Annotated in this window: 13 protein-coding genes; 12 read left to right on the top strand and 1 reads right to left on the bottom strand. The window is 39.8% G+C overall.

Annotation, left to right across the window (positions count from 1 at the left end; all coding sequences use genetic code 11):
• Positions 1-72 precede the first annotated feature (72 nt).
• A complete protein-coding gene (locus IFO69_RS00375) occupies positions 73-1,104 on the bottom strand; it encodes a LacI family DNA-binding transcriptional regulator (RefSeq protein ID WP_192006976.1) in 1,032 nt (343 codons plus the stop codon).
• 366 nt (positions 1,105-1,470) lie between these two features.
• Here IFO69_RS00375 and IFO69_RS00370 point away from each other — a divergent pair, with 366 nt between their 5' ends.
• From IFO69_RS00370 to IFO69_RS00315, 12 genes are all read left to right on the top strand, one after another.
• Positions 1,471-4,437 (top strand): SusC/RagA family TonB-linked outer membrane protein, encoded by a 2,967-nt coding sequence (locus tag IFO69_RS00370; protein ID WP_192006975.1) that lies wholly within the window; start codon positions 1,471-1,473, stop codon positions 4,435-4,437.
• 18 nt (positions 4,438-4,455) lie between these two features.
• On the top strand, positions 4,456-6,042 hold the full coding sequence (locus IFO69_RS00365) for a RagB/SusD family nutrient uptake outer membrane protein (RefSeq protein WP_192006974.1): 1,587 nt from the start codon (positions 4,456-4,458) through the stop codon (positions 6,040-6,042).
• Between the two features lie 18 nt (positions 6,043-6,060).
• Complete coding sequence (locus IFO69_RS00360) at positions 6,061-7,101, top strand: SusE domain-containing protein (RefSeq protein ID WP_192006973.1); 1,041 nt, start codon at positions 6,061-6,063, stop codon at positions 7,099-7,101.
• 60 nt (positions 7,102-7,161) lie between these two features.
• A complete protein-coding gene (locus IFO69_RS00355) occupies positions 7,162-9,960 on the top strand; it encodes an alpha-amylase family glycosyl hydrolase (protein ID WP_394354457.1) in 2,799 nt (932 codons plus the stop codon).
• 23 nt (positions 9,961-9,983) lie between these two features.
• A complete protein-coding gene (gene fbaA, locus IFO69_RS00350; protein ID WP_192006971.1) occupies positions 9,984-11,045 on the top strand; it encodes a class II fructose-bisphosphate aldolase in 1,062 nt (353 codons plus the stop codon).
• A 165-nt stretch (positions 11,046-11,210) separates the two neighbouring features.
• Positions 11,211-12,770 carry an alpha-amylase family glycosyl hydrolase gene (locus IFO69_RS00345; protein WP_192006970.1) on the top strand — a complete coding sequence of 520 codons (1,560 nt, stop codon included), beginning with the start codon at positions 11,211-11,213 and terminating at the stop codon, positions 12,768-12,770.
• Between the two features lie 174 nt (positions 12,771-12,944).
• Positions 12,945-13,454 carry a winged helix-turn-helix domain-containing protein gene (locus tag IFO69_RS00340; protein WP_192006969.1) on the top strand — a complete coding sequence of 170 codons (510 nt, stop codon included), beginning with the start codon at positions 12,945-12,947 and terminating at the stop codon, positions 13,452-13,454.
• Between the two features lie 309 nt (positions 13,455-13,763).
• Positions 13,764-14,348 (top strand): RNA polymerase sigma-70 factor, encoded by a 585-nt coding sequence (locus tag IFO69_RS00335; protein ID WP_192006968.1) that lies wholly within the window; start codon positions 13,764-13,766, stop codon positions 14,346-14,348.
• 82 nt (positions 14,349-14,430) lie between these two features.
• The gene (locus tag IFO69_RS00330) at positions 14,431-15,450 is read left to right on the top strand and encodes a FecR family protein (protein WP_192006967.1); all 1,020 of its coding nucleotides are present in this window, start codon (positions 14,431-14,433) and stop codon (positions 15,448-15,450) included.
• A gap of 264 nt (positions 15,451-15,714) precedes the next feature.
• Positions 15,715-19,173: a SusC/RagA family TonB-linked outer membrane protein gene (locus tag IFO69_RS00325; protein ID WP_192006966.1), complete on the top strand. Its 3,459-nt coding sequence runs from the start codon at positions 15,715-15,717 to the stop codon at positions 19,171-19,173.
• Between the two features lie 30 nt (positions 19,174-19,203).
• Positions 19,204-20,670 carry a SusD/RagB family nutrient-binding outer membrane lipoprotein gene (locus IFO69_RS00320; RefSeq protein WP_192006965.1) on the top strand — a complete coding sequence of 489 codons (1,467 nt, stop codon included), beginning with the start codon at positions 19,204-19,206 and terminating at the stop codon, positions 20,668-20,670.
• A gap of 41 nt (positions 20,671-20,711) precedes the next feature.
• Entirely contained in the window at positions 20,712-21,155 is a 444-nt protein-coding gene (locus tag IFO69_RS00315; RefSeq protein WP_225443934.1) for a hypothetical protein, read from the top strand.
• The last annotated feature ends 354 nt before the right edge of the window (positions 21,156-21,509 follow it).

Here is a 21,509-nt window from a genome sequence, read left to right as displayed (position 1 = left end):
ATATTTTATGTGTCTTTTTTACTTTGGGGTATTTAGATTAACTAAACCTTATTCAACGAGCCCTTGTAAAGGTTACGATTTTCTCAACGAAGAACCTCTGACAATAACCCGTGTTTCCAGGACTTCCGTTTTTCCTTGAAAAGCTTCTTCGGATTCGTTGTCTATCATATCCAAAAGTAAGCCCGCCGCTATTTCTCCAATCTTAAATCCAGGCTGTGATACAGTCGAAAGTGGAGGGTCAATCATGGAGGAAAACTGCCAATTGCTAAAGCCTACTGCTCCGAAATCCTCAGGAACGCTTAGTCCTAAGGATTTTGCAGCTTTTATGGCCCCAGCCGCAGCAATATCATTGGATGCAAATACGGCATCGGGTCGATCTTTTCCTTTTAATAGTTGCAAAGAAAAGGTTTCGCTTTCCTCGGATGTGCCTAGCGGACAAGGGACAATCCAGTCTTCACGAACCGATATATTAGCTTCTTTTAGTGCCTTAAGATAGCCATCTTGTCTGTCCTTACTTATTTTAAGATTTTTTGGGCCAGCCAAATGTACGATTTTTGAATACCCTTGATCAATCAAGTGTTTTACTGCTGAATAAGCTCCAGAAAAATCATCTACAGTTACGTTGATGGTGTTTTGTAAATCAGGTATTCTATCAAAAAAAACGATAGGGTAGTTGAAATCTATTAATTTTTGAAAATGCTCAAAGCTGGTGGTTTCTTTACTATAGCTCACCAACAATCCATCAATTTGATTGGTAATCATGGTCTCCACGGCTGCTTTTTCCCTCTCAAGGCTTTCGTTGGTTTGCAGCAAGATTACATTATAGCCATTGGCATAGGCGACTTCTTCAATTCCGCTGATTACTGTGCTAAAGAAAAAATGGACTACTTCTGGAATGATTACGCCTATAGTAGATGATTTACTTTTCCTAAGACTGAGTGCCACTGCATTGGGGCGGTAATTAAGCTCCTTAGCCAACTCTTTTACTTTTTCCTTTGTTTCTTTACTGATCCCTGGATAATCTTTTAGAGCTCGGGAGACAGTAGAGGAAGAAATGTTAAGAGCTTTGGCGATATCTTTAATTGTGGCTTGTCCTAGTTTCATGATTAAATTAGACTTTTCTAAGAACCTAAGATAATATTTTTGTTTGTCTTTTATATAGTGGCTGAAAATGTAAAATCATTCATATTGTCCGAAAATGAGAAAATTGAACTTTTGTAAGTTGAAAATTCATATCCCTATGAAAACGTTTGCGGTGACGTTTGCATGAAAAAAAGTCATTTTTTTTGTTTCGAAAATATTGCTCAGGAGTATTGATTTGCCTAATATTTAGTTACCAATCAGAGAAAATGACTGATTTGGCCGGAAATGAAGATTTTAAACAAAATTCAAAGTTTACGGTTAAATTGTAAAATTCTAAGTTTTAATTTACTCTGAAGAAATTAACAGTTAATCCAAAAACAAACCATTATGCGAAAGATTTATACCGTTTTAAAGGTAGCGGTAATGTGCTTGGCTCTCTTAGGTGGGCACAGCATTTACGCAGAAGCTCAAACTGTGAGCGGTACAGTAACGGATATTGATTCCGGTGAACCTCTTCCCTTTGTAAATGTACTATTAAAAGGGACTACGAGAGGGACTACTACAGACATAGATGGTAACTATACTATCGATGTAAATTCCTCAGAAGATGTATTGGTATTCTCATTTATTGGTTTTGAACCCAAGGAATACAAAGTCAATAATCAATCAAAAATCGATGTTCAGCTGCAGGGTAATACCAAGCAGCTGGATGAAGTGGTGGTGGTAGGTTATGGAACACAGAGAAAAGCCGATTTGACGGGATCGGTGGGCTCAGTGGTAAGGGACGACTTCAATGTCGGACAAGTAACCAATCCAGAACAGTTAATCACTGGTAAAGTGGCTGGTGTTCAAATCACTCCTAATGGAGGCTCTCCCGGATCAGGAGGTAGGATTCGGATCCGTGGAGGTGCTTCATTAAATGCTTCCAATGACCCTTTGATTGTGATCGATGGTGTACCGCTGGATAATTCAAAAACCTCTGGTACAGCCAATCCTCTAAATTTCCTCAACCCCAATGATATTGAGACTTTCGATATCTTGAAAGATGCATCTGCAACTGCTATCTATGGATCCAGGGCATCAAATGGTGTCATCCTGATCACAACCAGAAAAGGTAAGGAAGGCCAGCCCATGAAGGTCAATGTGAGTTCATTGATGTCCGTGTCCCAAGTGACCAAAAAAGTAGATATGTTATCTGCTGATCAGTTTAGGGATGTGGTGGCAGAACAAGCTTCTCCTTCTCAAGCAGCCCTGATTGGGGATGCCAGCACAGATTGGCAGGACTTGATCTATCAAGATGCATTAAGTTTTGACAACAATGTCTCTGTATCAGGTTCCTTGAACAATTTGCCTTATAGAGTTTCTGTCGGATATTTGGATCAGGATGGTATCTTAAAAACGGATAATCTTAAAAGGACTTCAGCAAGCATTAGTCTTAACCCTAACCTTTTCAATGACCAGCTTCATGTTAACTTTAATGTGAAAGGCGTCATTACCAAAAGCCGTTTTGCAAATAGAGATGCGATTGGTGCTGCAGCTGCTTTTGATCCAACCAAACCGGTTTATGATCCAGAAGGATTGGGAGGGTATTGGGAATGGACCAATGACAACGGCTCACCCCAGACTTTGGCTCCAAGAAACCCTCTTGGGCTCTTGATGCAGAAAGATGATCGCGGCACGGTGAAGAGAAGCATTGGGAACTTACAATTGGACTATGACCTCCCTTTTCTTGAAGGATTGAAAGCTAATTTAAACTTGGCCTACGATATCAGTGAAAGTGATGGTCGCACGTTAATAACCCCGACTTCAGCTTCGGGCTTTAACGAAGGAGGTAGCAATGCCCCTTATGCTCAAAGTAAAAGAAATTTGTTAGCAGATTTTTACATTAATTATGCCAAGGAATTTGAAAGTAGTCGATTGAATTTGATGATTGGATATTCCGCTCAGGACTTTTTGACAAAAAATCCAACATTCGCCAGACTCAATTATGAAGGAGACACTTTGGCTGCGGCTGGAGTGGAAAGTAGGCCTCAGTACAGGTTGATTTCCTATTTTGCCAGAGCAAATTACTCCTTAAAAGATAAATATTTGTTTACGGCTACAGTAAGGGCTGATGGTTCCTCCAGGTTTAGCCCAGACAACAGATGGGGTGTTTTCCCTTCGTTGGCAGCCGCTTGGAGAATCAGTGAAGAAGATTTCTTAAAAGCCAATGGCACTTTAACAGACCTCAAACTGAGATTGGGCTATGGTGTGACCGGTCAGCAGGATATTGGATCTTACTTCCCTTATTTGCCTCGATATGTGCAAAGTGATAATGCATCCAGGTATAGTTTTGGTGATACTTATTATACTACGCTCCGTCCAGAGGGCTATGATGAAAACATCAAGTGGGAAGAAACAACGACCATTAACGCAGGTTTGGATTACGAGTTTTTGGATGGGAAGCTATATGGTACTTTGGATTATTACTTCAAGAAAACAGATGATCTTTTGGCTGTAATACCTGTTCCTGCCGGTACTAACCTTACCAACCGGCTATTTACCAATGTAGGAAGTATTGAAAACCAAGGAGTAGAAGTAGGGTTAAATTACAATGTGATAAAGACCAGTGATTTCAACTGGGACATTGGAGCCAATTTTACTTATAATAAAAACACCATTACAAGTTTAAGTAATGTAGAAGAAGATGCAGTAGGTATTTTGGTAGGGGATATCAATGGAGGTACTGGCAATACCATTCAGGTACATACAGTTGGTTACCAGCCAAACTCCTTCTATGTCTATGAGCAAGTCTATGATGAAAGTGGTTCTCCAATAGAAGGACTTTATGTTGATCAAAATGGTGATGGAATCATTAACGAAAATGATTTGGTGAGAAATGGCTTTCCAGATGCTCAAAAATACTTTGGTTTCAATACCTCTATGAGGTATAAAAACTGGAATTTCGGTTTTGTGTTGAGAGGAAGTGCTGGTAACAAAGCCTATAATAACGTGACTTCATCCAATGCTGCCTATCAAGGACTTCGGTTCCCGGATTATCTGAACAATTTACCAACGGATGTTTTATATACCAATTTCCAAAACTATCAGTTGAGATCTGATTATTATGTTCAGGACGCTTCATTTGTAAGGATGGAAAACATCTCTTTGGGATACAGCTTTGGAAACCTTTTTGATTCCAATATTACCCTAAGTGCCAATGCTACGGTTCAAAATGTGTTTGTGATTACCGAGTATGATGGTGTTAGCCCAGAAATAGCGCCAGGGGTTGATAATGCAACAGGAGGAGGAATTGACAATAATTTCTATCCAGTGCCTAGAATATTCTCATTCGGTGTTAACCTCGGATTTTAATTTAAACCCTGAATAACAATGAAAATTAATTGGATATATAAAACTGTCATGGTGCTGGGACTAATCAGTGCAGCATCTTGTACCAATTTGGACCTGGAACCCTACAACGAGGTGACTTCTATTCAGGTCTATGAAGATTTTGATAACTATAAAGCTGTTTTGGCGAAACTCTATGGAGGACTTGCCGTCTCTGGTCAGCAGGGACCTTCAGGGAAACCGGATATAAGTGGTTTGGATGAAGGTGCATCTACCTATATCAGGGCTTATTGGAAATTGCAGGAATTGCCTACTGACGAGGCCATCATTGCTTGGAATGATGAGGGTTTGCCAACGTTAAATACTATGCAATGGACTTCAGACAATGGTTTTATTGCTGCGATGTATTATCGGATTTTTTATCAAATTTCATTGGCCAATGAGTTTATAAGAGAGACCAGCGACGAAAAAATGGCCAGCAGAGGGATTTCTGAAGCAGACCAGGAAACAGGTCGAATCTTCCGGGCCGAGGCCAGGTTTTTAAGGGCATTGAGCTACTATCATGCGCTGGATATGTTTGGGAACGTCCCATTTGTGACGGAGGAAAATGGTGTAGGAGCCTACTTTCCAGAGCAAACTGATCGTGAGGCACTATTTGCTTATGTGGAAAGCGAGCTTTTGGATATTTTACCTTCATTAGTTGATGCGAGACAAAATGAATACGCAAGGGCAGACAAAGCCGCTGCCTGGATGGTTTTGGCCAAGCTCTACCTTAATGCTGAGGTTTACATTGGGGAAGATCATTTTACGGACGCAATCACTTATCTAAATGAAATTCTAAACAGTGGTTATACCCTTGAACCCAATTACAACTATCTATTTTTAGCAGATAATAACCTTTCAGAAGAGCTGATTTTCTCTGTTGCCTTTGATGGGGTAAATACAACTTCTTTTGGAGGAACAACCTTCTTGGTCAATGCCGCTGTGGGAGGAACAATGGATCGGGAAGAATTCGGGATTCCTGGTGGTTGGCAAGGGTTGAGGACACGTCCAGAGATTGTTGCACTGTACCCAGGGACTAATGGCTCTCCAGATGCAAGAGGTTCCTTCCATACCGACGAGCAGAATTTGGATATAGAAAATGTTTCCCTTTTTCAGGATGGATATGCTGTAAAGAAATATAAGAATGTCACTAGAGATGGGGTGAGAGGGTCCAGTCCAGGGAATGATCAGGTGGACACAGATTTTCCTATGTATAGGTTAGGAGATGCTTACTTAATGTATGCAGAAGCAGTATTGAGAGGAGGAAGCGGTGGAAGTGAAGCGCAAGCATTGGCTTATGTCAATGAGCTCAGACAAAGAGCCTATGGGGATGCTTCCGGTAATATATCCTCCAGTGAACTGACCCTTGATTTTATTCTTGACGAAAGAGCGAGAGAACTGAAGTGGGAGGCACACAGAAGAACGGATCTGATCAGGTTTGGGAAGTTTACCACTGATAGTTACATCTGGCAATGGAAAGGAGGAACCTTTGATGGTACTTCTGTTGAGTCCTTTAGGAACATTTATCCACTTCCAACTGCTGATTTGACTGCTAATCCAAATCTTTCTCAAAACTCAGGATACTAAACCCAAAAACCTATAGATATGAAAGAATACGCTCAATATATGACATTGATGCTATCTATGGTGATAGCATGGTCTTGCACAGAGGAGTTGGATCCTGTAATCAGCAGTGATCCCGCGGCTCCAGTTTTGATGAGTCCACAATCCGGGACGTCAGTAATCCTGACTGCTGAAGATGAATTGGAGGAACTGGTTTTTGAATATGAACAAGCAGACTATGGATTTTCTGCTGCCACTACTTACATGGTGCAGATGGATTTTGTGGGGAATGATTTTTCTGAGCCATCAGATGTGATTTCATCAACTTCCAACAAAGCAATGATCAGCTATGCTGATTTCAACCAAAAGCTCTTGGCCAAAGGTTTGGTGCCAATGGAAGAAATGATGGTGGAAATGAGGATTAAGGCCACGATTAATGAGAATGTGGCTGATGAATTTTCTGAAACCATTACCATGTCTGTTACTCCCTATGAAGTGGCATTGGAATACCCAAGGATTTATATTCCGGGAGATTATCAAGGTTGGAACCCAGCGAATGAAAATACGATCATTTATTCAGTAAAATCTGACAATGTGTATGAAGGCTTTATTCATGTTTTAGGTGGTTCTGGGGAGTTTAAAGTCAATGAAATGCCGAATTGGGATGTGAACTATGGAGACGATGGTGCTGATGGAACCTTGGATGCAGGCGGAGCCAATTTGAAAGCAACCGGAATAGGTACTTTTAAATTGACTGTGGATTTGAACGCTAAGACCTACACATTGGGAGCTCCACTTTACTGGGGAATTATTGGTGATGCTACAGCTGGAGGATGGGATTCTTCCACTCCGTTGGAATTCAATGCTGATGAAAATATCCTGATGTTGACCACCGACTTGACAGTAGGAGCGATGAAGTTCCGTGCCAATGATGCTTGGGACAATAATTATGGGGATGATGAAGTAGATGGAGTTTTGGAAGCGGGTGGAAGTGATATAGCTATCAGTGAAGCAGGGAATTATACTATCACGATGGACTTCAAAGTGCCAGGAAAGGTTTCCTATACCTTGGTGAAAAACTAATAAATAAACAGGTCTTCAGAAAATCTTTTGAAGACCTGTTTTGACTTTGAAAAATTCTACGTGCACTTGAACAATCTTTTGAAAGTCGTTTTTGTCTTAGTGTTGACTTGTCTAGCTACTACTTTGTGGGGGCAGGTAAGTACTGAGCCGTTGTTTCCTCGGGCAGATGCTCCGTTGAAAATCATCTATGATGCTAGCCAGGGGACTTCAGGACTTCAAGGTGCACAGGATGTTTATGTCCATATTGGAGCAATTACTGCCGGTGCTAATTCCACTGCTTGGTCCATTGTTCCTTTTGAATGGGGCACAGCTGATCCTGCAGCTAAAATGACAAGGGTAGCAGGAAAGGCTGATGTTTGGGAGTATGAATTGACTCCTAATGAGTTCTTTGAAAAAGAAGATGGGGAAACAATTTTCAGGTTGGGGCTGGTCTTTCGTAATGCAGATGGGGGCTTGGAGGGTAAGAGTGAGCAAAACTCAGACTTTTTCATCGATCTCGCCCAAACATTTGACTTAAAGTTTGTTCAGCCTGACACTGAATCAAGCCTATTGGAAGAAGAGGAGGGATTGGAGATAAAGGTGCTTACTACCCAGAATTCAGACATTAGGCTTAAGGTGGACGGTAAAGAGGTCGCATTTGAAACTGATGTTACTTCTTTGCACTATCTGTTTACTTCATCGGTTTCAGGAAGCTATCAGATACAAGCCGATGCAACATCTAATGGTGCTTTGGTGTCCAAAAATATTGAAGTACATGTCGTTGGAGGAAGTCCGGTTTTACCTGTTCCTAATGATCTAAAGAAGGGAATCAACTATTTGTCCGATACGGAAGTAGGTTTGGTATTGGAGGCACCAGGCAAAAAGAATGTGTTCGTTATTGGTGATTTTAATAATTGGCAAGTATTACCTGATTTTCAGATGAATCAAAGCTTGGATGGAGAACTTTTCTGGTTGAAGCTATCGGGTTTGCAAGTACAAAAGGAGTATGCCTTTCAATACTTGGTGGATGGTGAAATAAGAATTGCAGATCCCTACGCTGATAAAATAGCGGATCCTTTTGATGATCAAGAAATCATTGATCAGGATAGGTATCCAGGTTTGTTAGCGTATCCTGAGGGACAGTCATTTCAGGCATCTTATCTTCAGACCAATCAGCTGCCTTTTGAGTGGAAGTATATAGAGTATACAAAGCCAAAGCCAGAGGAATTGGTGATTTATGAATTGCTGGTAAGGGATTTTGATGATAGAAGAACTTATAATGCGGTGACGGAAAGATTGGATTATTTGAAGTCTTTGGGAGTGAATGCGCTTGAATTAATGCCGATAACGGAGTTTGAGGGAAATCTTTCATGGGGCTATAATCCATCTTTCCTTTTTGCCGCAGATAAATATTACGGCACCAAGGAAGACCTGAAAAGGTTGATAGATGAAGCGCATAAGCGTGATATTGTTGTCATCATGGACATGGTGTTAAATCATGCTTTTGGACAAAGTCCCTTTGTCAGGATGTACAATGATGGGGATTTTGGTTCGCCTACAGCTGATAACCCCTGGCTCAATACTACTGCTACACATCCCTTCAATGTAGGTTACGATTTTAACCATGAAAGTGAATATACCCAAGCACTGGTCGATTCGGTAAATCACTACTGGCTTTCAGAGTACCATGTGGATGGTTATCGTTTTGATTTGAGCAAAGGTTTTACCCAAAGGATTTCAGGGAGTGATGTGAATTATTGGTCGCAAAAAGACGAGTCCAGGATAGAAATATGGAAACGAATTTATGATCGAATCAAATCACATCACCCAGATGCCTGTGTGATTTTAGAACACCTGGCGGAGAATGATGAAGAGAAAATCCTAGCAGATTATGGTATGATGTTCTGGGGAAATATGAACTATACTTTCAGAGAGATGGCTAAAGGAATGTCCCAAGACTTTTCTTATGGATACTTTGAAAATAGAGGGTGGGAGAAAAATCATTTACTGAGTTATATCGAAAGCCATGATGAAGAACGGTTGATGTGGGAAAGCCTTAATTTCGGGGACCGTTCGTTAGTTGACCTGAGAAAGCTGTCTCATGCGGTTAATAGAAACCAACTCATGACGGCATTTTATTTTGGTATTCCCGGTCCTAAAATGATCTGGCAGTTCGGAGAGATGGGGTATGATGAGGAACTGAACAATGATCGTCTTGGGATCAAAGCGACTCATTGGGAATATTTGGAGGATGGTGATAGAAATAGGTTGTTGAACTTGTATAAAGCGATGATTGGGCTGAAGCAGGAAAACAAGGTATTTAGTTTTCCGGAGTCTGCAAGTTTTGATTTAAGTGATGAAATCAAAACTATTAGCCTTCAAGGGGAGGATTTGGATGTAGTTATTGTGGGCAATTTTGGGCTTTCCCTTCGACCGCAAATTGAAGTGGAATTTCCAAGTGATGAAGAATGGTTCAATTACCTCACTGGAGAGAAAATGGATGTTAAGGAAGGTATTTTGGAAATGGATCTTGATATCAATGAATTCAAGATTTTCACCAATAAGTCACTTCCGCTGCCCGAAGGTCAAATTTATGAAGTGGATTTGATTACCTCATTGCCTGAAGAAGGCAAAAAGGAGGGAGGTTTGAAAATTTATCCAGTACCTACTGCAGGTGATTTAAAAGTGGAATTTCCTGACAATATGGGGGATTGTCGATATAGAATATTGGATATGACCGGAAAAGTGTGGTTTGAGGGAGCAAATTATCAAAATGATAAGATTTTAGCGTTTCAAGTAAAGGATATTAGAGCAGGTCTTTATATCTTTGAGCTTTATGACAATCGTCAGATGCTTAGAAAGCAATTTATCAAAAAGTAATCAAACCATTAAACCATTCAATTATGAAATTCAAACCAGGAATAAAGTTCGGTGAAGAATTGAAAGATTTGTTGGACTATGCCAAAGAGAGTGAATTTGCTTTGCCAGCTGTCAATGTAATCAACACAAGTACAGCTAACGCGGTTTTGGAAACAGCGAAAAAAGTAAATTCTCCTGTAATTGTACAGTTCTCTAACGGAGGTGCTCAATTCTTTGCCGGGAAAGGGCTGGCTAATGATAAACAACAAGCGTCTATTGCGGGAGCTGTTTCAGGTGCAATGCACGTTCACAAAATGGCTGAGGCTTATGGAGTGCCAGTTATTTTGCACACTGACCACGCTGCCAAAAAGTTGATCCCTTGGGTTGACGGAATGCTGGCTGCTGGTAAGGAGCACTATGAAGCTTTCGGAAAACCATTGTTCAGCTCTCACATGCTTGATCTTTCTGAAGAGAGCATTGAGGAAAACATCGAGACATCTGTAAAATATCTAGCTGAGTTCAAGAAGTATGAAATGGCTCTTGAGATCGAGTTGGGTGTAACCGGTGGTGAAGAAGACGGTGTGGACAATTCTGACGTGGACAGCTCCAAGCTTTATACCCAACCAGAGGAAGTGGCTTTTGCTTATGAGAAATTGAAAGAGCAAAGTGAGTTGTTTACCATCGCAGCTGCATTTGGTAATGTTCACGGTGTGTACAAGCCAGGTAATGTTAGCTTGCAGCCTAAGATCTTGAAAAATTCTCAGGATTATATCTGTGAGAAATATGGATTGAGCGGGAAGCCAGTGAGCTTTGTATTCCATGGTGGCTCCGGATCATCGGTGGAAGAAATCAGAGAAGCGACCAGCTATGGTTCTATCAAAATGAACATTGATACAGATATGCAGTGGGCATTCTGGGAAGGTGTTTTGAAATATTATAAAGAAAAAGAAGGATACCTGCAAACACAGTTAGGTAACCCTGAGGGAGATGATAAGCCTAATAAGAAAAGCTATGATCCTCGTGTTTGGTTGAGAAAAGGTGAAGAAAACTTTGTTAAGCGTCTTGAAGTAGCCTTTGATATGCTAAATGCGGTGAATAGAAACTAGAATATAACCGAAACCGGTATATAGGCCGTCTTAGGAGTTTACTTTAACGGATTTGTTCATTAGCGGGAATTTTCAGTTTATCCTGAAATTGATTTCTTAGCTTATTGATCAGAGTAGTTAAAAAACTTCTGAGGCGGTTTTTTTATGCCCAAAACCTAAAGTAAAATGAATAAATTATTGAAATTATCTGTTTTCAGTTGTCTGCTGGCGGTCATTGCCAGTTGTTCCCCAGAAACCAAAAGTGAAAAAGCCGTGAAAAACTATTGGCCCAATGCTGGAGTGACTTATGAGATTTTTATCCAGTCTTTCTGTGATGCCAATGGAGATGGAATAGGAGATGTCAAGGGGGTGATTGAAAAGTTGGATCATGTCAGTGACTTGGGGGCCAATGCCATTTGGTTTATGCCCATTATGCCTTCTCCATCTTACCATAAGTATGATGTGACAGATTATAAGGCCATTCACCCAGATTACGGAAGTATGGATGATTTCAAAAAACTCATTCAAGTGGCGCATGAAAAGGATATTAAAATTGTCATCGATATGATTATCAATCATACCAGTGACGAGCATCCTTGGTTTTTAGAGTCCAAGAAAGGTAGGGATAATCCTTATCGGGATTATTATGTTTGGGCTCAAGCTGATACCATTCAGGATTTTTTGGATAAAAAAACGGTGACCTTGGATAGCGATAATATTCGCCAGTGGCATGATCCTGGTTTTGGCAAAGATTACTATTATGGATTTTTCACTGGGAATATGCCGGATTTGAATTTTGACAACCCAAAGGTTCGGGAAGAGATTTACGAGATTGGAAGGTTTTGGCTTGAGGAAGTAGGAGTGGATGGTTTCAGGTTGGATGCAGCGAAGCATATTTATCCCGATGATCGGGCAAAGGATAACCACAATTTCTGGAATGAATTCAGGGCCGAAATGGAAAAGATCAAACCTGATGTTTATTTAGTGGGAGAAGTGTATGATATGAAAGAGGTGGTCGCTCCTTATTTGACAGGCTTGCCTGCGCTGTTCAATTTTGACTTTCACTATACCTTGCTGAATGCCTACGCGAAGGAGGATGGGATGATGCTGGCTAAAAAGCAACATGAAATACTGGATTTTTATCATGGAATCACTGAAAATTTCATAGATGCCACCATTTCATCCAACCACGATCAGCCGAGATTGTTAAATGAACTGGGAGAGCATAAGGACAAGATGAAGCAGGCAATAGCTATTTTGATGACAATGCCTGGAGCTCCCTATTTATACTATGGTGAAGAGATCGGTATGTTGGGGAAAAAGCCTGATGAAAACATAAGAGAGCCATTCTTATGGGATGAGAAAGGTGAAGATGTGGGGAGAGCTACTTGGATTGTTCCTGAATATTCCACTGATAAAACTGTACAACCTCTTGCTTTGCAAAAAGAGGATCCAGAAAGTTACTATAATCACTACAAAACAGTCATCCATTTGCGAAATACCCACCCAGCATTGGCGACAGGAAGTTTGAACTTGGAAGAGCAACAATACCCTAAGTCTGTGATGGCTTATGAAAGAATCTTACCGGATCAGAATCTGATGATATTCCATAATATTGGGGGCAAAACAGTAGAAGTGAGTCTACCTGAGGATTATAGTAATGTGATCTATAGGCTTAAAGGAGCGTCTACTAAAGGGGATAAGCTTACATTACCAGCTTACTCCAGTATTATATTGGATAAGTAAAAATATTTGATATTTGGCTAATGAAAAGCTGGCAGGAATCTGTCAGCTTTTTGCGTTAATTAAAGGATCGTTTTAGCTGACCAAATTGCTTTTGTAGATTAAAGGAGTAATTTTGTTACTCATGAGTAATATTTTTACTCGGCTTGAATTAACCTTCTTTTTACCATTTATTCCATGCTGGATATACTAATCACATCAAAGACAAGAGTAAAGTTGCTTGTTAAATTTTTCACTCAAGACACCAATAAAGGATACTTGAGGGGGTTGGCAGAAGAGTTCAATGAATCTACCAATTCAGTGAGGGTTGAACTGAACAGGTTGTCTGAGGCTGGTATTTTGGTTTCTGAACATGAAGGTAATACCAAGTCATATTCTGCCAATAGAAGACATCCTTTATTTGCTGAAATGAAAAATTTGGTAGCCAAATATTTGGGGTTGGATCGTTTGGTGGAAGTGGTGATTAAGAAGTTGGGGAATGTCCAAAAAGCGATTGTGATCGGGGATTATGCAAAAGGAGTAGATTCTGGAGAAATTGAGATGATACTGATTGCAAAAGATATTAATCAGGAATACTTGGATTTTTTGATCAAGAAAGCAGAGGAGAAGATTGAAAGAAAAGTAAAAGTAGAAGTTTTTGAGCAAGAACCAGATGGAGTGGAGGGTATGGTGGTTTTTGACATCTAATACTTTTTAAGTTTAAATATAACGTTCCAAATAAAATTTTTAAAATACTTTGAAATAGGGAATATCAATGTAGCGTATTTCAAAGTGTTTAATTTGTAATTTCTGTTATTATTGGTTGATTAATTGATGTGTTTGTTTAGTTTTTATTAAAAAATTATTAATTCAAGTTTTTAATTCATCATGTTTTTTATAATTTGACATAACAACGTTTATAAATGATAGATATTGTTAGTGTATGATAAGGCTGATAATATTTTGATTTTATTCTTCTTGGATATCGATTACCACCAAACTTTGCCCTATCAACCCATGAAAGAAATCGAACTAAGATTACTCGAACAGATTAAAAGAGGAAATGAGATGGCTTTTGTACAAGTCTACGACAAATACTGGAAGCTCTTGTTTAATAGTGGATACAAAAGACTTCAAAAAAGAGAGATAGTGGAAGGTCTGGTTCAAGAGGTCTTTGTGGAAATGTGGCAGAAAAGAAAGTCTTTGGAAATACACACTTCACTAAATTCCTATTTGTATACAGCTATGAAATACAAGGTGATCAACCAAATGAAATCTCAAATGGTGAAAGAAAAGTATGTGGCATTTGTGACTTCCAAGAAGTTGTCATTTGGGAGTGAAGTGGAAGAAAATATTTTTTATAATGAACTGAATGACGCCTATAAAAAGGAAGTTTCGAGTTTGCCAGATCAAGCCCGCAAAGTGTATAAGTTAAAAAAATACCAAGATTTGAGTTATGCTGAAATTGCTCAGGAAATGCAGATATCTGTAAGTACTGTAGAGAAGCACATGATCAAAGCGCTCAAAATCCTGAGAAATAACTTAAGAAACTATTCTATGTCTTTGGGGGTTTTGTGTTTATTGAACAGTGGCGTGTTTTGAGTTTGTACCAGAGAGTGGTGTATATGATTGCTTATTTTTTCGGATGTACTATAATAATTTAAAATAAATGATTTTTTTTTGAATGACAGTGGAGGAAAGGAGTGGGAAGATTGACTTATTAAGTAGAAAAGCAATTGAAATGAACCAAGAGGAGTTTGATTATTTAGTACATAAATTTTTGTCCGGAAATATAAGCCCTGAAGAAAAAGAGAAATTGGAGCGATGGTATAGGGGTTTTGAAAAGGAAGAGAATTTTACGGATCGAATGAGAGGGGATGATCAGAGGGAGTTGCGTAATAGCATATTGGAAAAGATCAGAGAGGAAGCTTTTAATGAAAATAGTAAAGGAATTGATTCCAGTAGTTATTTTCAAAATCATTGGATGAAATTTATTCCTTGGGCTGCTTCTATGATATTGATATTAGGTTTGGCCTATTTGTTTTACTATCCAGCATTAAAGGAAGTAAATTATCAGACGGGCCTAGGCGAGATGTTAATTTTGAAATTACCAGATAGTACAGAGGTGGTTTTAAATGGAAATTCAACCTTGAGTTACCAGCCTACTTGGTTGGGGAAATTTGATAGAAAGGTTACTTTGAATGGAGAAGCTTTTTTTGAAGTATTTCATACTATTGAGAATAAAAGATTTACCATAAATGAAGGGCAGGGCATGGGAATTGAAGTTTATGGAACAGAATTTAACTATAATGCCAGAAATGGAAAAAATGCGGTGACTTTGAAGGCAGGCAGTGTGAAAGTAATGCTTCCAAATGAAGCCAATGACAAAAGTAAATCGCATTTTATAAAGCCAGGAGAAGTGGCCAGGTACAATCAGTACAGCAAGGAGGTAAAGATTGACACGCCATCAAATATTGAAAAATACTATTCCTGGAAAGATGGTAAGTTGATTTTAGATTATTCGACTTTACCTGAAATAATTGAAGAGCTAAAAGGTACTTATGGAATCAGTATAAGTATGGATACCTCAAATTGGAGAGATCATAAAGTCTCAGGAACTTTACCATTGCATAGAGATCCTGAAGCGCTGATCGAAAATTTGGAACAGCTATTTGATGTTGAAATTGAAATAACCGAAGAATAAAAAAGTGCACTTCAGTACAGACCGTTTCAAGGTCTGAGTAGTGAGAATTTTTCTCACGCCGGATTAATTAGGATTTATAGGATAGGACTCAAATACTATTTGTGTCCCATAAGAAACTGCCTGATAGAGTTTCCTGGGAAAGTATTGCCTAAAGATTTCGGTTACATACGGGTATGTGTGATTGGTATGGCTTGATTAGCAATGGATTACTGTTAACAATTGGCCCAAAATACGAGCGTATTTTAACCACTTAACCAAATACCTATGCTAAACACTTTTACCAAGCGCTTAACTGTGCTGCTTGTTGCCTTTATGCTTAGCGAAGAAGGCAAAGCCCAGTTACTTGCAGAATTTGCCCAGGTTCCAGATCGTTTTACGATCACTAGAGAACCATCCCTACCAGATGTCCTAAGGAAGCTGGAAACCATTTACAAAGTTTCTATAGCGTATCCATCGGATCTAGCCGACCAAAAATGGTCAAAGGAATTTACTCCAAATCGTGAACTTACTATCGAAGAGAATCTTACCTCATTACTCAATGGAACCGAATTGAGCTTTAAACAAGGGGTTGGGAGTTTTTATGTGGTGATGAAGAAAGATGCCGAAGAGAAGCACATAAAAAACTCAATTTCAGCTACACTGGGTAGTACGAAGAAAATGATAAGGGAAGAGGTTACTGGAGTAGTTGTGGACGAAGAAGGACTTCCAGTTCCGGGAGCGAGCGTACTTGTAAAAGGAACGATGACAGGAAGTGTGACTGACCTTGATGGTAAGTTTACCCTTGATGTTGAAGGCAATGCCAGTGATAAAATCCTGGTGGTTTCTTTTATTGGTTTTGAAACCAAAGAGGTGACCGTTGGTGCCGAGACTGAATTAACTATCGTTCTATCTTCCAGTACGATGGCCTTAAATGAAATTGTCGTAACGGCCTTCGGTTTGGAAAGGGATAAGAAGGCACTTGGTTATACCGTGCAGAGTGTAAAAGGTGATGAGTTGACAGAGGCCCAAAACCCAAATATAGTTAACAGCCTTTCCGGAAGAGTGGCTGGAGTGCAGATTAATGGTAACTCTATGCCCGGAAGTGGTGCCCATGTAGTCATACGTGGATCTTCATCAGTGGCAGGAGGTAACCAACCCTTGGTGGTAGTGGATGGTGTTCCTCTAGAACAAACATCTTCCAGAACCTATGGCAACGGCCTTTCAGAAATCAACCCAGATAATATTAAAGAGATTAATGTACTTAAAGGTGCCACGGCAGCTGCCTTATATGGATCTAGGGCTGCTAACGGGGTCATTATGGTGACCACCAAAGACGGTAAAGGGACCAAGGGAATTGGCGTGGCCATTAATTCTAATATGACCTTTGACAATCCTTTGGTGAAGCCTGACTTTCAAAACACATACGGAGGAGGAACAGGATACAGAACTTGGTATGTAGATGGGCGGAATGGATTTGATGCTGATGGAATAAGAGGAACCGCTGGGGTGGACGAAAGTTGGGGGCAGCCTATGGATGGTAGCATGGTGCCACTATGGTATTCAGCTCCGGGGTTGACGGCCTTAACTCCTCAGCCAGATAACTGGGGAGATTTTTGGGAAACAGGGAAGACCATTAGTAACAATGTGGCTGTTTCAGGTGGGAATGACCAAGGAAATTTTCGGTTGTCCATCGGTCGTCTAGATCAGAAAAGTATCATGTGGAACAATGATTATTATAGAAATAATTTCAAGCTTAACACAGGGTACAATTTTACGGATAAATTTAATGTAACCATCAGTGCTGAGTATGTCAAATCAGGTTCGGACAATAGAAGATACTCTGGTAGTTCAGACTTTATTTGGTCTCATCGGCATACCGATTTTACCAAACTGATGAATTGGAGGGATTATTATGATATCCAGCGTAAGACATTTCGAGATGGTGATGACTACCCCTATGCCAATTGGCAACATGAGTATTTCTCCAACCCATACTTTTTACAAGAGTATTATACCAATGCCAATACAAAAGACCGGTTGCTAGGAAATATTGCTGTAAATTATCAGTTCACAGATGAATTGAGTTTAATGGTGAGATCAGGTACAGATTTTTGGACCGATACTCGGATCAATGTTACAGGAGTCGAAAGGACCAAGAACTATGTTACCACCAAAGGCTCTTACACGGAAACCGTGCTTAGTAGTCAAGAAACCAATAGTGATTTTATTTTTACCTATGACAAGGAATTCAGTAATGCTTTTTCTTTGAAAGTTCAAGCCGGAGGGATTAACCGTACCAATTATTACAAAAGAAACTATGTCAATGTCAGTGAATTGACCATTGATGGCCTTTATAATCTTGGAAACTATGCAAGTCCTGTAACGCCCGAAAGCACCATTAGGGAACAGGAAGTGAACAGTCTTTTTGGTTCAGCAACATTTGGCCTTAACAATTATTTGTTTTTGGATGTAACAGGAAGAAATGATTGGTCAAGCACCTTGCCTGTGGATAATAACTCGTTCTTTTATCCTTCTGTGGCTTTGAGTGCTGTCATTACAGATATGCTGGACATTCAAAGCAATGTGCTTTCATTTGCAAAGCTAAGGGCCAGCTGGGCACAAGTGGGGAGTGATGCGGATCCTTATATGCTGAATCAGGTGTATAATGCTGAAGGATTGTGGGCAGGAACTACGCCGACATATGCTGAGTCCAGTGAAATTGCCAATATCAATTTGAAGCCTGAGATTACAACTGGAAAAGAACTGGGCTTGGACTTAAGGTTCTTAGAGGGTAGAATAGGGTTGGATTTTACCTACTACTCCCAGTCGACTACCAATCAGATTCTCGCGGTATCCATTTCCAGGTCTTCAGGTTATGCAAGCCAGATTCTCAATGCTGGAGAAATAACCAACAAGGGGGTTGAGCTGATGGTATATGGTACTCCTATTCAATCTGATTTAGGTTTCAATTGGGACATGTCCTTTAACTTTTCCCGAAACAGAAACCTTGTGGTTGAACTTGCGGAAGGTTTGGAAAACTATACACTGGCCAGTCAGAACAGTTTGACTTCCGAAGCAAGGGTAGGACAGCCCTATGGAACTTTATATGGAAGAAGGTATTTGAGGTCTCCTGAAGGCGATATTGTGTATAAGGATGGTTTGCCTCAGCTGGAAGAAGGGACGTTTGCGTTAGGCAATATTCAGCCGGATTGGATGGGTGGGTTCTCCAATAATTTCAGTTATAAAAATTGGTCACTAGGCTCTCTGATTGATATTAGAATGGGCGGTGACCTTTTTGATGTGGGTACAGGATTGGCCAGAAAAACGGGGCAATATGCTGAAACTGCAATTGGCAGGGAAGAGGGCATAATTGGGGAAGGAGTAATGAATGTGGGTACGGAAGAATCTCCAGTATACGTCACCAATGATGTCATTGTTAATGCTGCTACATTTTGGAATGCACAAAACCCAAGAACCTATCACGAGGCTGGAATTTTTGATGGAAGTTATGTCAAATTGAGAGAGTTGACCTTGGGTTATACTTTCCCTAAAAACTTCCTTGGCAACAATTTTATACAATCACTAAAGGTTTCTGCTGTCGGTAGGAACTTAGCGATTTTGTACAAAAACCATCCTCATATGGATCCGCAGGTAGATATGAAAGGAGGGAATGCCCAGGGTTTTTCTTACGGTGAACAACCTTCTACCAGAAGTGTTGGCTTTAACCTAAGCCTTACTTTTTGATCTTAAGTCTGGAGTTTAAAACGAATTATTATGAAAAGTTTAAAAAGAATATATAGCATTCTGATGATTTCCATGGTAGGCTTGGTTTTGGAAGCTTGTACGGGGGATTTTGAAGAGATGAATACGGATCCTAATAACCCGGTGAGTATTTCGCCGGCCTTATTATTGCCCAATGCCATTCAGGTTTCGGTAGATAGATATTGGGGGCATAGTACCAGGTTTGAGCGGTTGAACATTGATGCAGCGATGTGCTGGATGCAGCACTTGGCCAGAAATATATATATCAATGTTGAAGGTGATAGTTATGAAATCCCTTTGACTATTTCATCCGGGACTTGGGATGCGCTGTATAATGATGCCTTGATTAATTTTGAAAGTGTTTTGAAGCTTTCGGCAGAAGATGGTGAGTTTCCTAATAGTAATTATCAGGGAGTAGCGATAACAATGAAAGCCTTTACTTTTTCATATATGACAGATGTGTTTGGCCCGATTCCTTATTCAGAGGCGTTAAAAGGAACAGCGGAAGAAGCTATTAATAGCCCCAAATACGATTCCATGGAGGAAATTTATGCGGGGCTATTGGAAGAACTGGGTACCGCCAATACGCTAATGGATGTAAATGGGCCGGCTATTAATGGAGATATTCTTTTTGATGGAGATATTTTAAAGTGGAAAAAGTTTGCCAATTCCTTAAGGCTGAAATTGGCAAATCACCAAGCTGAGCAAAAGCCAACGGAATCCCAAGCAGTAATGGCGGAAATTCTAGGTAACCCAAGTGTGTACCCTGTATTCATGAATAACGATGACTTCGCTCAACTTCATCATGTAGATGTAATAGGAAGTAGAAACAAGATGTTTGATGTCTTCTCAACTCGATCAGATTGGAACATTAGTGAAACTTTGATTAACAAATTGTTGGAGCTAGATGATGATAGGATTACAGTTTATGCACTTCCCTTGGCTGATGGTTCGTATGCAGGTTTGCCTAATGGCCTCACTGATGCTGCAGCAAGTACTTATACTGCATCAACCATTGGGACAAAATTTCTTGATCCTACCGCCCCCAGTATTCTAATGAGCTATGCAGAATTGCTTTTTATAAAAGCAGAAGCAGCATATGACGGGGATATTGATGGTGATCCGGCAGCTTTGCTGGAAGAGGCTATTGCTGCATCATTTGATCAGCATGGGTTGGATATGCCTGGTGATTATATGTCAAGGGTAGGCATGGTGGACAAAGAGGCGATAATGACTCAAAAATGGTTGGCACTTTTTGGACAAGGGATTGAAGCTTGGACGGAATATAGAAGGACGGGATACCCTGTTTTTCCTCCTGCAAATCCAAATTCAGTTTTTTATAATGAAGGTGTTTTGCCTACCAGAATAGAATATCCTACCTCGGAATATTCTTTGAATAAGTCAGCTTTGGACGAGGGAGTTAGAATACTTGGTGGAGAAGATAATATGAGAGTACCACTTTGGTGGGTAGAAAACTAAAATATCCGATTCTATTTACGTTATTCAAAAAGATGAAAAAGATGAAAAATATACAAAATAAAGTTTGGGGTATGTTGATAGTGGCATTAGCCTTTGTTGCAGTGAGTTGTGAAGATGTTGATGATTTGGCGACTCCAAATGTTGCTTCACCTGTGCTTGTACTTTTAGAAGGGAGTTCCTTTCCAGCTGATGCTTCAGTTGGTGTAACGGCTACATTTATGGAACTTGATAAAAGTGGAATTTTAGATCATACAGTTGGTATCGACAGTATTCCAGTTTCAGATCTTCAAGTTTTGGTTTATATCAACCAAACAGAAGAAGTATCGACTTTAGTGACTGATGGGGAAGGAAAAATAGACCTTAGTGTTTCCTGGGAGGCTTTAGGCCTGTCGGCAGCATCTTCTGGGGATCAGGTAAGATTGGAGTTTTCTGGAACCCATAAGAATGTGAGTTTTCGGAAATACCATATAGTACGTGTTGAGTAGGTACTGTATTCTCAACCATGTTAGTGATTAGTAATGGGTAATTCTATAGGTCGAAACCTAGGTGGCGCAGTCATCTAGGTTTTTTTGTTAGATGTTTTACTTTTTAATTTGTAAATTATGATATTGATAGTTTAATTTTCAACCTATTTTTTATGTTTTTGATATTATTTATTAAAAACTGGCTTAAAAGTGAGTTTTAGATAGAGGTGAGGGTGAGCAAGGTTGACATATATATAGAAGCCCAAAATAATTGATGATTGATTACAGTACTGGTGCTTACTTCCTAAGGAAACAAGTCAGTAAGTCCATTACTGTAGAATTTATTTAGAAGAATACATCAATTTAAAATTATAA

This window comes from Echinicola arenosa, assembly GCF_014841125.1.
Classification (GTDB): domain Bacteria; phylum Bacteroidota; class Bacteroidia; order Cytophagales; family Cyclobacteriaceae; genus Echinicola; species Echinicola arenosa.
Note: the sequence above shows the minus strand (reverse complement) of the source record. Positions and strands in the feature narration are given on the sequence as shown.